Annotated in this window: 13 protein-coding genes and 1 tRNA gene; 5 read left to right on the forward strand and 9 right to left on the reverse strand. The window is 61.6% G+C overall.

Going from position 1 to position 13,936, the window contains the following annotated elements; genetic code table 11:
- Positions 1-40: 40 nt before the first annotated feature.
- The 4 genes from AB7I51_RS03530 to AB7I51_RS03545 all read right to left on the reverse strand — a co-directional run bounded on the left by AB7I51_RS03530 (position 41) and on the right by AB7I51_RS03545 (position 2,901).
- Positions 41-676 carry an ATP-dependent Clp protease proteolytic subunit gene (locus AB7I51_RS03530; protein WP_428403048.1) on the reverse strand — a complete coding sequence of 212 codons (636 nt, stop codon included), beginning with the start codon at positions 674-676 and terminating at the stop codon, positions 41-43.
- Between the two features lie 192 nt (positions 677-868).
- Positions 869-2,215: a trigger factor gene (gene tig, locus AB7I51_RS03535; protein WP_428403047.1), complete on the reverse strand. Its 1,347-nt coding sequence runs from the start codon at positions 2,213-2,215 to the stop codon at positions 869-871.
- A gap of 73 nt (positions 2,216-2,288) precedes the next feature.
- A tRNA-Leu gene (locus AB7I51_RS03540) sits at positions 2,289-2,373 on the reverse strand.
- 210 nt (positions 2,374-2,583) lie between these two features.
- Positions 2,584-2,901 carry a hypothetical protein gene (locus tag AB7I51_RS03545; RefSeq protein ID WP_428403046.1) on the reverse strand — a complete coding sequence of 106 codons (318 nt, stop codon included), beginning with the start codon at positions 2,899-2,901 and terminating at the stop codon, positions 2,584-2,586.
- A gap of 227 nt (positions 2,902-3,128) precedes the next feature.
- Between AB7I51_RS03545 and AB7I51_RS03550 the strand changes: the two genes are divergently transcribed.
- The 3 genes from AB7I51_RS03550 (at position 3,129) to AB7I51_RS03560 (ending at position 7,950) form a co-directional block, all read left to right on the forward strand.
- Entirely contained in the window at positions 3,129-4,478 is a 1,350-nt protein-coding gene (locus AB7I51_RS03550; RefSeq protein WP_428403045.1) for a multicopper oxidase family protein, read from the forward strand.
- A gap of 241 nt (positions 4,479-4,719) precedes the next feature.
- Positions 4,720-5,652, forward strand: a complete 933-nt coding sequence (locus tag AB7I51_RS03555) for a crotonase/enoyl-CoA hydratase family protein (RefSeq protein WP_428406120.1) — start codon at positions 4,720-4,722, stop codon at positions 5,650-5,652.
- A gap of 3 nt (positions 5,653-5,655) precedes the next feature.
- A complete protein-coding gene (locus AB7I51_RS03560; RefSeq protein ID WP_428403043.1) occupies positions 5,656-7,950 on the forward strand; it encodes a putative bifunctional diguanylate cyclase/phosphodiesterase in 2,295 nt (764 codons plus the stop codon).
- A gap of 18 nt (positions 7,951-7,968) precedes the next feature.
- On the opposite strand, the gene AB7I51_RS03565 is transcribed toward AB7I51_RS03560, so the two are convergent.
- Entirely contained in the window at positions 7,969-8,661 is a 693-nt protein-coding gene (locus tag AB7I51_RS03565) for an enoyl-CoA hydratase-related protein (protein WP_428403042.1), read from the reverse strand.
- A 424-nt stretch (positions 8,662-9,085) separates the two neighbouring features.
- Between AB7I51_RS03565 and AB7I51_RS03570 the strand changes: the two genes are divergently transcribed.
- Positions 9,086-9,658 carry a hypothetical protein gene (locus AB7I51_RS03570; RefSeq protein WP_428403041.1) on the forward strand — a complete coding sequence of 191 codons (573 nt, stop codon included), beginning with the start codon at positions 9,086-9,088 and terminating at the stop codon, positions 9,656-9,658.
- A gap of 7 nt (positions 9,659-9,665) precedes the next feature.
- Here AB7I51_RS03570 and AB7I51_RS03575 read toward each other — a convergent pair whose 3' ends face one another.
- From AB7I51_RS03575 to proS, 3 genes are read right to left on the reverse strand one after another with little or no spacing between them, the layout of a single operon-like run.
- Positions 9,666-10,349, reverse strand: a complete 684-nt coding sequence (locus AB7I51_RS03575; protein WP_428403040.1) for an ABC transporter ATP-binding protein — start codon at positions 10,347-10,349, stop codon at positions 9,666-9,668.
- Between the two features lie 5 nt (positions 10,350-10,354).
- Entirely contained in the window at positions 10,355-11,635 is a 1,281-nt protein-coding gene (locus tag AB7I51_RS03580) for a lipoprotein-releasing ABC transporter permease subunit (protein WP_428403039.1), read from the reverse strand.
- Positions 11,632-12,972, reverse strand: coding sequence for a proline--tRNA ligase (gene proS, locus AB7I51_RS03585; protein ID WP_428403038.1), 1,341 nt, complete (start codon positions 12,970-12,972; stop codon positions 11,632-11,634). Before proS ends, AB7I51_RS03580 begins: the two co-directional genes overlap by 4 nt.
- Before the next feature lie 185 nt (positions 12,973-13,157).
- Here proS and AB7I51_RS03590 point away from each other — a divergent pair, with 185 nt between their 5' ends.
- Entirely contained in the window at positions 13,158-13,469 is a 312-nt protein-coding gene (locus AB7I51_RS03590) for a GNAT family N-acetyltransferase (protein ID WP_428403092.1), read from the forward strand.
- 131 nt (positions 13,470-13,600) lie between these two features.
- On the opposite strand, the gene AB7I51_RS03595 is transcribed toward AB7I51_RS03590, so the two are convergent.
- The gene (locus AB7I51_RS03595; RefSeq protein WP_428403037.1) at positions 13,601-13,918 is read right to left on the reverse strand and encodes a response regulator; all 318 of its coding nucleotides are present in this window, start codon (positions 13,916-13,918) and stop codon (positions 13,601-13,603) included.
- Positions 13,919-13,936: the final 18 nt, after the last annotated feature.

Genomic DNA, 13,936 nt, shown 5'->3' on the forward strand with positions numbered 1-13,936 from the left:
CCGCTGCTCACGAATGCGCGCGGCGCCCGCCTCCTGCATTTTAACGCTTGGCGTCGCTTTCTTCGTCAGGCCGCTTCTCTTGAACGGAGTCGACGATTCCAAACGACTTCGCCTCCTCCGCCGACATGAAATGATCGCGGTCGAGCGTGCGCTCGATCGTGTCGTAATCCTTGCCCGTATGGCGGACGTAGATGTCGTTGAGCCGCTTCTTCACTTTCAGAATGTCTTCGGCGTGGCGCTGAATGTCCGACGCCTGGCCCTGGAAGCCGCCGGACGGCTGATGCAGCATGACCCGCGCATTGGGCAGCGCATAGCGCAGACCGTCGGCGCCCGCGGCAAGTAGAAGCGAGCCCATCGACGCCGCCTGGCCGACGCAGAGCGTCGACACTCTCGGCTTGATGAACTGCATCGTGTCATAGATAGCGAGGCCCGACGTGACCACGCCGCCCGGCGAATTGATGTAGAGCGCGATTTCCTTCTTCGGATTTTCCGACTCCAGAAACAGCAGCTGCGCGATGATGACCGACGCCATGTGATCTTCTATCGGTCCGGTGACGAAGATGATGCGCTCGCGCAACAGGCGCGAATAGATGTCGAAGCCGCGCTCGCCGCGAGACGTGTTTTCGATCACCTGCGGAATTAGATATTGGCTGTAGTTTTCGATTGGATCGCGCATCGGGAATCGCCTCTATGGTCCGGCGCAGGCTAACGCGGCCTCCGCCTCTCTTGGACCGTCATATATCCGCGCCCGCGCCGGACGCAAAGACAACATTGCGTCTTGGCGCGGTGGTTCCGCGCCCCGCCGCGCGCATGCGCCTGGGGCGCCGGATTGCCCCCGACCCGCCGCCTGCGACAGCGGCGGCCGAAGCTATTCCTCGTCTTCCTTGAACAGCTCTTCGCGGGAAACGGTCTTGTCGGCGATCTTGATCAGCTTGGCGAGATGATCGACGACCCGCTCCTCATAGATCGGGGCGCGGAGCTGGGCGAGCGCCTGTTCATTGTTGCGGTAATAGTCCCATACAGCCTTCTCCTGGCCGGGGAACATGCGCACCCGCTCGACGAGCGCGTCGGTCAGATCCTTTTCTTCAACCTTCACGCCGGCGCTTTTGCCGATTTCGGCCAGAACCAGCCCCAGCCGCACGCGCCGTTCGGCGATTTTGCGGAAATCGGCCTTGGTCTCTTCCTCGGACTTGCCTTCTTCGGCGACGGACTGGCCCGCTCGCGCGCTTTCCTGTTCGTGCTGGCCCCAGATATTGGCGAATTCCTGCTCGACCAAGCTCTCAGGCAAGTCGAAGGAATAGCAGCTGTCCAGCGCGTCGAGGAGGGCGCGCTTCATCTTGTCGCGCGAGGCCTTGTCGAAGTCGGCTTCGAGATTGCCGCGAACGGCGGTCTTCATCGCATCAAACGACTCAAAGCCGTATTTCTTTGCGAGTTCTTCGTCGAGCCCCAGGGTCTTTGGCGCCGCAACAGCCTTGACCGTCACATCGAATTCGGCGTCCTTCCCCGCGAGCGTTTTGGCGGCGTAGTCATCCGGGAAGCGGACCTTGACGAGACGCTGCTCGCCAGCGGCGGCGCCCTCGAGCTGCGTCTCGAAGCCGGGAATGAAGGTTCCTGAGCCCAGCACCAGATCGACGTCGCCGCCCGTGCCGCCTTCGAAAGCTTCGCCGTCGAGCTTGCCGGTAAAATCGATCGTCACCTTGTCGCCAGACTCGGCCTTAGCGCCTTCCGGCCTGTCCTCGAACTCCTGGGCGCGCTCGGCGAGAGACTGCAGCGCCTTGTCGACGTCCTCATCCGCCACTTCCGCCACGGGACGCTCAATGGAAATGTCATCGAACGCGCCGACCTCGAACTTGGGCAGCGTTTCGAAAGTGACGACGTAGGAAAAATCGCCATCGGCCGCGAGCGCGCGCTCGACTTCCTCCTGCCCGCCGGGAAAATCGATCTTCGGCTCGAACGCGATGCGCAGCTCATTCTCCTCGACGATCTTGCGATTGGCGTCATTGACCGCCTCCTGCAAGACGTCGCCCATGATGCTCTTTCCGTAGAGCTTCTTGAGATGGCCGATCGGTGCCTTTCCGGGTCGGAACCCCTTGATCTGACTCTTGGCCTGAAGCTCGGCGAGCTGCGCGGCGAGCTTGGCGGCAAGTTCGCCTGCCGGCAGAACCACCGTGTATTCCTGCTTCAAACCCTGCGAGGAGGTCTGGGTTACCTGCATCTCGATACCTTCTAATAACTGCCGCGTCGTCGGCGCGCGACGACGCGTGTGCGACTGCCACGGGAGGCGACTCTGGTGCGGGCGGAGGGAGTCGAACCCCCACGACTTTCGTCACCGGAACCTAAATCCGGCGCGTCTACCAGTTCCGCCACGCCCGCGATCGGCGGGAAAGCCGCCTTAATCCCTGCCCACGAACCGGGACCGCTTGAGGCGAAGCCGAGCCTTCGACTTCCTCTCAAACGATCCTGAACCCTAAAAAGGGCGCATCCCCGCGCGCTTGGACGCAGCGTCGACGCGCGCCAAGCGCGAGCGCGACTCGCCGGGCGTCGCTCTATAGCATGGACGCGGCGAGACGCCAGCGCCGCCGGCTACCGTGGCGCCACTTGGTGATCGGCGCCGTTGAGCCCCCGGATCAGCGTGATGAGCTTCTCGTGACCCTGCGGGTCGCGCCATTTAGCGTTGCACAGCGTCGGGCCGCAAACGACCTCCGGAAACTTATAGAGGGCCTTGCCCCTGGCGGTTTTCAACCCATAGCCGACGTTCGGCCTCCAGCCGCTGGCGATCAGGGACTGGCGATAGTCGGAATAGGCTTGCGACGCCTGTCCCGATGCGGCGGGCGGCAGAAAACCGGCGGCGCCGCAGAAGCCGAAAATGGCGGCGATCAACCTGCCGTTTGGCGCGGTCATGCCTTGGGTCTCCTTACGCTTTTGGCGGTTCTAGAGCGCGCTGCGAAAAAGTGGAACCCGGTTTTTCGCGCAAGGCGCGTTCTAAGCTTTTAGAATCGATCACGTCATCCGCATTTGGGCGATTCCGCCCAAATGCTGCGTGATCCAGCCGCTCTCCTCGCCGCGCGTGAAGCGTTGGGCGTCCGGTCATTGCCCTGGCGGCTCGCCTGCGCCATAGCTAGCGCGCCATGTCGAAGCCTTTCTCCCGCCGCGCAGTGCTTTCCGGCGTCGCCGCCAGCCTGACCGCTTTGCCGGCGCAAGGGCAGGCGCCTGCGGGTCTACGCACGCTCGAGGCGCGGCCGGGGAAGGCGCCGCTGTCCGGCGCCCGCGAAACCAGCATTCTCGGTTTCGACGGGACGACGCCCGGACCGGTTCAGCGCTACAGTCAGGGCGACGAACTCGCCGTGCGTTTTCTCAATAGGCTCGACCGGCCGGCGACGATTCACTGGCATGGCCTGCGCGGCGACAATGCGATGGAGGGCGTCGCGCCGCTGACGCAGGCGCCGGTCGCCCCGGGCGCCTCCTTCGATTATCGCCGCAAGCTCGCCGATCCCGGCTTGTTCTGCTACCGGCCGAGCGTCTACGGCGCGACCCCGGAGCTCATGGGCCGCGGCCTGAAGGGACTGCTGGTCGTCGATGAGCCGACGCCGCTCCAGGCCGACGCGGACCTGCTGCTCGTCCTCGACGACTGGCTGCTCGACGATGCCGGCCAGGTGGTCGGCGGCTTCGACGATCCAGCGGCCGCGCGCGGCGCCGGAAGGATCGGCTCTCTTCTCTGCGTCAATGGCAAGGCTGCGCCAGCGGCGCAAAGTCTCGCGCCAGGCGCCAGGGTGCGGCTGCGGCTCGCCAATTTGAGCAATGCGCGGATCATGGTTCTATCCGTGGCGGGGGCCCAACCTTTCGTCATCGCCATCGATAGCCAGCCATGCGAGGCCTTCGAGCCGATCAGGCGCAGCGTGCCGGTCGCGCCGGGCGCGCGCTTCGAGTTGATGTTCGACATGCCGGAAACGGAAGGCGCCAAGGCCAGTCTGACGCTGCGCGGGCCGAACGGCGAGGATCGCGATCTTCTCGTCGCGCAAGCCAAAGGCCAGAAGACCCCAAAGCGTGCGCCGATCGCGTCGCTTCCGCAAAATCCCGCGCTTCCTCCCGAGATCAGGCTTGCAGGCGCCAGGAAGGTCGATCTCGTGATCGAGCCGCGCAGGAGCGGGGTCGGCCCCATCTGGACGATCAACGGCGCGCCGACGAAAGCCTATGAAGGCCCGGCGCTCTTTAAGGTCGCCCGCGGAAGCGCGGTTACGCTCGGGTTTGTTAACAGATCGGGCGTTGCGCTCGCCATGCATATTCATGGCCAGTGCATGCGCCTGCTGCATGATCTCGACGACGGCTGGGAGCCCTATTGGCGCAATGGCGTGATCGTTCCGCCCGGAAAGAGCAAACACGCCGCCTTCGTCGCGGAATCGCCTGGAAAATGGGCGATTCATGACGATATTTTGGAACATGAAGCGGGCGGGCTGGCGACTTGGTTCGAGGTGGCTTGACGCAGACGCGGATCTCGCTAAATAGGCCATTGAATTCGATCAGCTTTTGACGTTTCCTCAAACTCTCATCTGACCTTGAAGAGGAAAAATTAACAACCGAGAGTTGAAATCATTGCTATATGCCAGTTTGAGCTCACATGAAGAGTTGGGCTGTTCGCGCGGCGCCGCCGCGCCGAGCGTCGCGGCTCCTATGCGTTCCAATGAGACCGGGGAGGGAGGTTTTGGCCTTAAACCCTTCGCGATGACGAGCGTCTCGCCCCTCAGACATCCGCCTCAAAATTTTCCCGACTGGCGCTTTGAGTACCTCGAAATTGAATATGACGCTCCGACGCAATCGGTGTGGATGAATTATCGTGCAGATTCTCCGCATTGTTACACATTGCGGATGCTGCAGGACGCGATCGAGTTTCGCGACGCGCTCAAATACCTGGTGAAAGAGGAGGGCGCGAACTGGCCGATCCGCTACGTCGTCATGGCGTCGAAGAAGCCGAATGTGTTCAGCCTGGGCGGCGATCTTGCGACATTCGTGTCGTGCATCAAGCGAAATGACCGGGAGTCGCTGTTAACTTACGCCCATGCTTGCATCGAGGTCATGTACGCGCTGACGTCAGCCTTCGACCTTCCTGTTGTGACGCTATCCGTCGTGAGCGGGCAGTGTATGGGCGGCGGTTTCGAAGGCGCGCTCGCCACCGATTTTGTCATCGCCGAGGAGGGGTCGCGTCTGGGCGTGCCCGAGATCGCCTTCAATACATTTCCCGGCATGGGCGCGGTGACCTTTCTGACGCGGCGGGTCGGGCCGGCGCGCACGCAGCAGATCATATCTGCCGGTCGCGTCTATTCGGCCCGCGAGCTGTTCGATCTCGACATCATCGACCTCGTCGCGCCGAAGGGCGGGGCGCTCAAGACCGCACAGGAATGGATGCATGACCCGGACGGTTCGAAATTCCTGCGCCGTCTTGCGCTGGTCAAGCATCGAAAGCAATGTTTTCCAATCCGCAAGGAGGAATTGCTGCAAGTCGTCGAGCTTTGGACGGATTGCTCACTCGCCATTTCGAAGCATGACTTGCGCTATATGGAGCGGCTCGTCTCGGCGCAGTCGCGCCTCGTCGGCGATGGACCGCCTGTCGACGAGCGCGACGCCGCGAAAAATCCTCCATCTTCGGAGGCGGACTAGCGCATGCGCTCCCGCGGAAAGACCGACGCCAGCGAAAGCTCCGACGTCCAGATCCATAGCGATCTCGTCGAAACGCTCTTCGGAACGGCCGGTTCTTTTTTCGCGGGGCTGCTCGGCGGCCTGATCGCGCCGGGCCTCGCATGGCTCCTGCTCGGCGATCCGATCTATCTCTACTTCGTCGCGCTGATCGTCGTCCTCGGCGCCTTTCGGCTGTATGTTTTCTTCGCTCATGCGCGCACGCCGGTCACGCTTCGCCGGCGGGAGTCCAGGAAATGGGAGCGTCTCTACGCGATTGGCGCCGTCGGCTTCATGACCGCGGTCGGCGCTTCTGTCGCCGTCCTGTTCTATAGTCACTCCACCGATTTTCTCGGCATCTACAGCATCGTCATCATGATGAGCGGATTGAGCGGACTTGCTGGCCGCAACGCCGGCCGTCCCTGGATCGTTCTCGCACAATCGCTCGGCCTTGCTCTTCCTCTGGCGATCGCCGCGCTGATGCATGAGGAGCGCCGCTACCTCGGCCTGGCGCTCATCGTCTTGCTGCTGATCATATCCATTCATTCGACGACGAAATTTTTGCACGGGAACCTGGAATCGGCGCTGCGCAACGGTCTGGACGCCTCTCGCCAGCGCCAAAAATTCAGTCAGGCGCTCAATTCGATGACGCATGGCCTGTGCATGGGGGACGCCGATCTCACCGTCACTGTGCTGAATCGGCGCGTCTTCGATTTCTTCGGCATCGTCGCGGCGACGTCGCCGATCAAGCTCGAAGCGCTTGCGCATGCGATCGGCAAGAGCGCCGGTCTGTCGGCGGAGGAAATCGACATCTTCATCGAGCGATGGAAGCGGCATATCGCCATGCCGCATGCGAACATCTTCACGCATAAGCTTGGCGAGCGTTTTTTCGAATTTCACTGCGAGCGCGCCGAAGCGGGATCCTTCATCACCGTCATCGAGGACGTGACGCTTCAAAAGCGGGCGCTGCGCGAAATCGAGCGAATGGCCCATTTCGACGATCTGACGAATCTGCCAAATCGCTATCAGTTCCAGGAGACGCTTGAGGATGAAATGCTTCAGCTCGGGCAGCAGGGATTTCAGTCCGTACTGTTCAACGTCGATCTCGATCGGTTCAAGGAGGTCAATGACACGCTGGGTCATTCGATTGGCGACCAGCTGCTCTCCGCGGTCGGCGCGCGTCTTGCCGCCTGCGTCCCGCAGCCGCATGTGGTTGCAAGACTCGGCGGAGACGAGTTCTGCGTGCTGCTGCGCGCCGGCGAAAAGCTTCCCGACGTCGATGAACTCGCCGTCAAAATACTGAGCGAGATGCAGCGCACCTTCGTTGTCGAAAACCATGTCATCAACATTGGCGCGAGCATCGGCATGGCCCTGGCGCCGAAGGATTCGGAAACGTCAGGCGGCCTGCTCAAATGCAGCGATCTCGCGCTCTATCGATCGAAAGCTCAGGGGCGCGGCAAGGCGATCTGGTACTCGCAGGAAATGCAAGAGGCCCTCACCAGAAAGCGCGCGATCGACACCGAGCTGCGTCATGCGTTCCTGGCCAACGAACTGGTGGTTTATTACCAGCCGGTCGTCGATTCCCGCACAGCGACCATCGTAACCTTGGAGGCGCTGCTGCGTTGGCGCCACCCGACCAAAGGCATGATCCGTCCGGGCGAATTCATTCCCATCGCGGAAGAAACAGGCATGATTATCGAGCTCGGCGCCTGGGTGCTGCGGCAGGCGTGCAACGACGCCAAATCCTGGCCCTCGAATATTCGCGTCGCGGTCAATATCTCGCCGAGACAATTCCAGCAGAAGGAATTGGCGGAAGTCGTCGCGGAGACGGTCCGCCAATCGGGATTGGAGCCCGATCGCCTCGAGCTCGAAATCACAGAAACGACGCTGATGGAATCCGACGACGTCGACAGCAAATTGCGGGAGATTGAAGCGCTGGGCGTGCGTCTCTCGCTCGACGACTTCGGCACCGGATACAGCAGCCTCGGCTATCTCAATCGTTTTCCGGTAAAGAAGGTCAAGATTGATCGCGCCTTCGCTCGGCAAGCGATCGAGTCGCCTAAAACGCAGGCAATCGTCTCAGCGATCTCTGCGCTCGCACACGATCTGTCCATTGACCTCGTCGCCGAAGGCGTCGAGACCGACGCTCAACTGGCCTTCATGGCGAGCAAGAATATTTTTCTCATTCAGGGCTATCTCTACACGCGGCCCCGGCCAATCGAGGAGCTTCGTCCGCTGCTTGCTCATTGGCGCGACGCGCCGCGCCTCGTCAGCGCGGCGTGAGCGTTCGGCGAGCAATCCTCAGTGGCGCTCAAGCGCCGCCAGACTCCGCCGATCGACGACAGGCTGCACCATGCGCTGCGCGCGAAAAATCGCGTGCGACGCATTGTAGCGCCGGCCGAATTGGGCGAGGTAATGCTCGATTGCGGCGGTCCCCGCCTGCGGCTCGACGACATCGCGAACGATCAGCAGATCACGCGCTTCTTCCGCGGTGAGCGCCGCATTGTTCTCGATGAGACGCTCGGCCTTGACAAAGCCCAGTGTTCGGCCGACCGCCGCGTAAAGTCCCAGAAGGTCCGCGGCGTCTCCCGAAAAGGAGAAATGCGCGTTCCTTTCCGCGACGATCGCCGAGCAGTGCATCGCGAAGTCGAAATCGGAGCCGCTCATCAAGCCGCGCGCCCAAGCCAGCGTGATCACCGGCGTATCGACGATCAGCTCCGAATTTTGAGCGGCGATTTCGCCGAAGCCTTCCGCCGGTCTTGTCGCTTCGCGGAGGCCGTGGGCGAAATCGTACACGAGGTAGCGAATTTCGTTCAGCTCCCCTCGCTCGATCGCCGCTAAAAGTTCAGTAATTATCCTGATCGTCGGCGCATCAAAACCCGGTCGAGTCTTGCGCAGTACTAGAGCTTGACGGTCTTTCAACCATGTAGTCGAAAGACAGCCGCCGTTGACAGAAAGTTCAGTCTGGGGACGCAGGTAAGGAACGTTCAACATGTTTCCCGCCGTTTTTTGTGGAGGTTGGATTAAGTTAAATGAAAATTTAACTTCGCCAACCCTGGCGGCGATGCTGTCATTGAATGATGTAAACCAAATAACCACATGAAATTTAAGTTATTTCTCCCGCGGGCGCGGGCCGCAAATTTTATCGTCAGCCGATAGGATTGTACAATATGCCGGCCGCGCATGACTATTTTAAAACGCGCCTGCGCATATTTTTTGCCTACCGTGTCCCTTGGTCGCGGGACAAGCGAGGCGCTCCTGTCCTATACTGACTAGAGCGAAGCTGACGGTTCCGGGCCCTCGCTCGTTGGCTCGCTTTCGCGCACCAAGCGTGCGAGACATGGTCGCGCCGGGGCCGGACCCGCGCGCCGATAAGACCGCCGAATGAGGGCGGCCCGTCCAGAAGGGAGAAGACCAGATGATCATGCGATTTTTTGCCGCCGTGCTGTTGGCGGCGGCCGGTTGGGTCACGCAAGCGCATGCGCATGGCGACGTCGGCATCGACCAGGGCCAATGCTTGATGAAACTCGGCCCCGATACGATGACCTTTACCGGATATCAGCCGCAAAAGTCGCGCGAGCAATTCTGCGACGACATTCCAGACGCAGGCTCCACCATCATTACGCTTGACGCGCAGCAGGACGAGTTGCGCGACATGAATCTCGAGATGCGCGTCGTGCGCGACGTTGGCCAGAGCAACGACAACGAAAATCTCGAGGCCAACACCGAGTATTACTCGCCGCCCAAGAAGTATAAGACCGGCACGCTCACCTTCGAGCATGTCTTTCCGAAGGAAGGCAAGTTCATCGGGCTCGTGAAGGCGAAAAGCGATGACGGGACCAAGGAATATGTCGCGCGCTTTCCCTTCTCCGTCGGTTTGACGCAGTCTAGGGAAATCACCATCGCCGTGTTCTTCGGGGCCTTGGCGCTGGTCGGTTTCGGCCTTTGGTACCGGGCCCAATTTATGGGCAAAAAGAAACCGGAAGCTTAAATCCGCTTCAGCTCAACTGTTCAATGCGACCGTCGCGTAACGTCACGCGGCGGTCCATTTGTTTCGCGAGTTCGAGATTGTGAGTAGCGATCAGCGCCGCGAGGCCGGTGCTGCGCGCGAGCGTCAGCAGCGTGCCGAAAACATGTTCCGCCGTTCGCGGATCGAGATTGCCGGTCGGCTCGTCGGCGAGGAGAAGATGCGGCGCATTGGCGACGGCGCGCGCGATGGCGACGCGCTGCTGCTCGCCGCCGGAAAGCTCCGAGGGGCGATGCGAGGCGCGCGGTCCAAGCCGAAGATATTCGAGCAGCTCTTGCGCCCTGAGGCGCGCTTCGTCCCGGTTCAAGCCTTTGATCATCTGCGGAAGCGCCACATTCTCGAGCGCCGAGAACTCCGGCAGCAGGTGATGGAACTGGTAGATAAAGCCGATGGTGGCGCGGCGCAGCCGCGTGCGCTCGGCATCCGACATGCGCGACGTCGGCGCGTTGCTGATCAGGACTTCGCCGCCGTCCTGCCGTTCCAGGAGCCCGGCGATATGGAGCAGCGTCGATTTGCCGGCGCCCGACGGCGCCAGCAGCGCGACCGTCTCGCCGGGATAGATCGACAGATTAATGTCGACGAGGATGTCCAGTCGCGCCTCGCCTTCGCGATAGTGGCGCGCGACCTTGCGCAATTCGAGAATGGCCTCGTTCATCGCGGTTACTCGTGCCGCAGCGCTTCGATCGGGTCGAGCGACGCTGCCTTCCAGGCTGGATAGATCGAGGCGAGAATGGCGAGAACGAGAGTCATGACGACGATCGCCGCGACTTCGCGCGGGTCGACGATCGCCGGAAGCCGCGAGAGGAAATAGAATTCCGCGGGAAAGAGATTGGCGTCGAAGAGCTTGTTGAGAAAGACGCGAATCGTGTCAAGGTTTTTCGCCAGCGCCAGACCCAGCGCGAATCCGGCCAGCGTGCCGACGACGCCGATCGAAGCGCCGATGATCAGAAAGACCCGCAACACCGCGCCGCGCGTCGCGCCCATGGTGCGCAATATGGCGATGTCCTGAGTCTTGTCCTTCACCAGCATCGTCAGGCCGGAGATGATGTTGAAGGCGGCGACCACGACGATCAGCGCCAGAATGATGAAGAGGATATTCTTTTCGACCTGCAGCGTGTCGAAGAATGTCTTGTTGCGCTGGCGCCAGTCGGTGACGATCAATGGGCGCGCGATCGCCTTTTCGACATTGATGCGAAAGTCGTCCATCTTCTCTGGATCAGCGACGAAGGCCTCGATGACCGTCGCTTCATGGTCCTTGTTGAAGAAGAGCTGAGCCTCGGTGAGCGGCATATAGACGAAGACATTGTCGAATTCGGACATGCCGATCGAAAAGATCGCGACGACGGTGTAGGCCTTGATCCGCGGCGCGACGCCAAACGGCGTCTGCACGCCCTTGGCGACGAGCAGGCTCACCGGATCGCCGACGCTGACCCCGAGCGTCTCGGCCAGCCGCTGACCGATGGCGACGCCGCCGGCCTTGTCGAAGCCCGCAAGCGTGCCGCTCTTCACATTGCTCGCCACGCCCGGCAGCCGCGTCAGGTCCTTCTCGCGCACGCCGCGCACGAGCACGCCCGACTGGCCGAACTGCGTCGATATGCCGGCCGCGCCCTCGACCATCGGAATAGCGAGCTGGACTCCCGGCAACTTTGCGGTCTTTGCCGACACCTGCTCCCAATCGGTAAAGGGCGTGTCCACCGCCTGAAGAAAGGCGTGGCCGTTGACCCCAAGGATTTTGTCCATCAGTTCACGATGAAAGCCGTTCATCACCGAGGTGACGACGATGAGGGTCGCGACCCCGAGCATGATGCCGAGAAAGGAAAATCCGGCGATCACCGAGACGAAGCCGTCGGCGCGACGGGCGCGCAGATAGCGTAGCGCCACTGTCCACTCGAAGGCCGAGAAAGCGCCGGCGCCTTTCGCCGGCCGCGCCGCTTCGCTCATGCCTGCCCCGGTCTGACGGCCGCGACGATGCGGGTGACGGCGTCGTGAGGCGAAAGCAGTTCGCGCTCGCCGGTGCGGCGCTGTTTCACCTCGACCCTGCCTTCGGCGAGGCCCTTGGGACCGACGAGAACCTGCCAGGGCAGGCCAATGAGATCGAGCGTGGCGAATTTTGCGCCGGGACGTTCGTCTCGGTCCTCATGCAGCACGTCCAGGCCGGCGTTCTCGAACTGGGCGACGAGATCGGCGCAGACCTTGCCCGTCGCCGCGTCGCCAACCTTGAGATCGGCGACGCCGACGTGAAATGGCGCGACGGCTTCAGGCCAGATGACGCCATTGTCGTCATGGCTCGCTTCGATAATCGCCGCCACCAGTCGCGACGGGCCGATGCCGTAGGACCCCATCTGCACCAGGACCTCCTTGCCGTCAGGACCGTTGACAACGGCCTTCATCGGTTCGGAATATTTGGTTCCGAAGTAGAAAATATGGCCGACTTCGATGCCGCGCGCCGCGAGCCGCGCCTCCTCCGGCACGGCGGCGAAGGCCGCTTCGTCGTGCATCTCGCTCGTCGCCGCGTAACGGCTGGTCCATTGGTCGACGATTCCCTGCAGAGCAGCCGCGTCGTCGAAATCGATCGAGGCGGGCGGCGGCGCGAAGGAGAGGAAATCCTTATGGCAAAAGACCTCGCTCTCGCCGGTCGAGGCGAGAGTGATGAACTCATGGCTGTTGCCGCCGATCGGACCTGACTCGGCCGCCATCGGAATGGCGGTCAGGCCCATGCGCGCGAAGGTGCGCAGATAGGCGACGAACATCTTGTTATAGGAATGTCGGCCGGCCTCGGCGGTCAGATCGAAGGAATAGGCGTCCTTCATCAGGAACTCGCGCGAGCGCATCACGCCGAAACGCGGGCGGACCTCGTCGCGAAACTTCCACTGGATATGGAAGAGATTGAGCGGCAAATCCTTATAGGAGCGCACCGAGGCGCGAAAAATCTCGGTGATCATCTCCTCATTGGTCGGGCCATAGAGCATCTCGCGGTCATGGCGGTCGGCGATGCGCAGCATTTCCTTGCCATAGGCGTCATAGCGTCCCGACTCGCGCCACAGATCGGCGGGCTGAATGGTCGGCATCAGACATTCGATGGCCCCGGCGCGGGTCTGCTCCTCGCGGATGATGGCGTTGATCTTGTTCAAGACCCGCAGCCCGAGCGGCAGCCAGGCGTAGATGCCGGCCGACTCCTGCCGGATCATGCCCGCCCGCAGCATCAGCCGGTGCGAGACGATTTCGGCCTCTTTCGGGGTCTCGCGCAAAATCGGCAGGAAATAGCGGGAAAGGCGCATGTGGGGTCCAACTGGGCGATTCGGGAGCGGCGAGCATAGCCCGTCCGCCGCCCGGGCGAATGGCGCGGGCTGGGCTTTTGAACCCCGGCAGGGCGGAAAACGCAAGCCGCGGGCGTCTTTCCTTTTTGGCGGCGCGCGCCCATTTCGGGAGGTGAAGTCTCAGGGAGGCCGGCATGAGCGAGGCGATGGGCAAGGCTAAAGGCGAACCTGCAGCCAGACGTAACTGGGGAAGCGTGCGCGACAACCCCGAACTCAATCGCTTCGAACTCGACGTCGATGGCGACACGGCGCTCGCCTATTACCGCATCGACAATGGCGTCATGGTTTTCACCTCGACGCAGACGCCGCCGCGACTGCGCGGCCAAGGCGTCGCATCGGAGCTGATCCGCAACGCCCTGGAATTCGCCCGCGCTCGGGGGCTGAAGGTTAGGGGCGACTGCTCCTTTGTCGCGGATTATGTCCAAAGACACCAGGAATTCCGAGATTTGATCCCGTAGGCCATTTACGACACGCTGCGGTACGCGAGTTGATTGACTTTTCGTGGCCCGCCTCGCCCAACGCGTCTCGACAACCAATGCATTTTTTGCGTTTTCATAGCTTGCGTCTTGGTCTCATGACGACGGAAGTTCTACAAACGATCCGAAAAAGCTTCCCGGATGGCCTTTTCGACGGTACGGACGCTAAACGGCTTGGAAAGCTTCGGAATATTGGCAAAACGCTCCGGTAGCATCTTGATGTCGTATCCAGTCGCAAAAATCACCGGAACGTCTGCGGCCACCAAACCATCGGCCAAGAAGAATGTGTTAGAGCCGTCCAAATTCACGTCCAATATTGCGGCGTCGAGTTCGCTGGATTGTGCGAGAGCGATGCCTTCCTCGAGTCGACCCACAGGGCCGATCACGGCCCCTCCCAATCCCTCAACCATCAGGCTGAGATCGAGCGCCATGACGAAGTTATCCTCTAC

Source organism: Methylocystis sp., assembly GCF_050246715.1.
GTDB lineage: Bacteria > Pseudomonadota > Alphaproteobacteria > Rhizobiales > Beijerinckiaceae > Methylocystis.

Bases quoted from the DNA above. Each gene is read 5' to 3' on its own strand.
- AB7I51_RS03565 (WP_428403042.1), bottom strand. From the start codon at position 8,661: ATGTTGAACGTTCCTTACCTGCGTCCCCAGACTGAACTTTCTGTCAAC.
- AB7I51_RS03530 (WP_428403048.1), bottom strand. From the start codon at position 676: ATGCGCGATCCAATCGAAAACTACAGCCAATATCTAATTCCGCAGGTG.
- tig (WP_428403047.1), bottom strand. From the start codon at position 2,215: ATGCAGGTAACCCAGACCTCCTCGCAGGGTTTGAAGCAGGAATACACG.
- AB7I51_RS03560 (WP_428403043.1), top strand. From the start codon at position 5,656: ATGCGCTCCCGCGGAAAGACCGACGCCAGCGAAAGCTCCGACGTCCAG.
- AB7I51_RS03595 (WP_428403037.1), bottom strand. From the start codon at position 13,918: ATGGCGCTCGATCTCAGCCTGATGGTTGAGGGATTGGGAGGGGCCGTG.
- proS (WP_428403038.1), bottom strand. From the start codon at position 12,972: ATGCGCCTTTCCCGCTATTTCCTGCCGATTTTGCGCGAGACCCCGAAA.
- AB7I51_RS03580 (WP_428403039.1), bottom strand. From the start codon at position 11,635: ATGAGCGAAGCGGCGCGGCCGGCGAAAGGCGCCGGCGCTTTCTCGGCC.
- AB7I51_RS03575 (WP_428403040.1), bottom strand. From the start codon at position 10,349: ATGAACGAGGCCATTCTCGAATTGCGCAAGGTCGCGCGCCACTATCGC.
- AB7I51_RS03570 (WP_428403041.1), top strand. From the start codon at position 9,086: ATGATCATGCGATTTTTTGCCGCCGTGCTGTTGGCGGCGGCCGGTTGG.
- AB7I51_RS03590 (WP_428403092.1), top strand. From the start codon at position 13,158: ATGGGCAAGGCTAAAGGCGAACCTGCAGCCAGACGTAACTGGGGAAGC.
- AB7I51_RS03550 (WP_428403045.1), top strand. From the start codon at position 3,129: ATGTCGAAGCCTTTCTCCCGCCGCGCAGTGCTTTCCGGCGTCGCCGCC.
- AB7I51_RS03545 (WP_428403046.1), bottom strand. From the start codon at position 2,901: ATGACCGCGCCAAACGGCAGGTTGATCGCCGCCATTTTCGGCTTCTGC.
- AB7I51_RS03555 (WP_428406120.1), top strand. From the start codon at position 4,720: ATGACGAGCGTCTCGCCCCTCAGACATCCGCCTCAAAATTTTCCCGAC.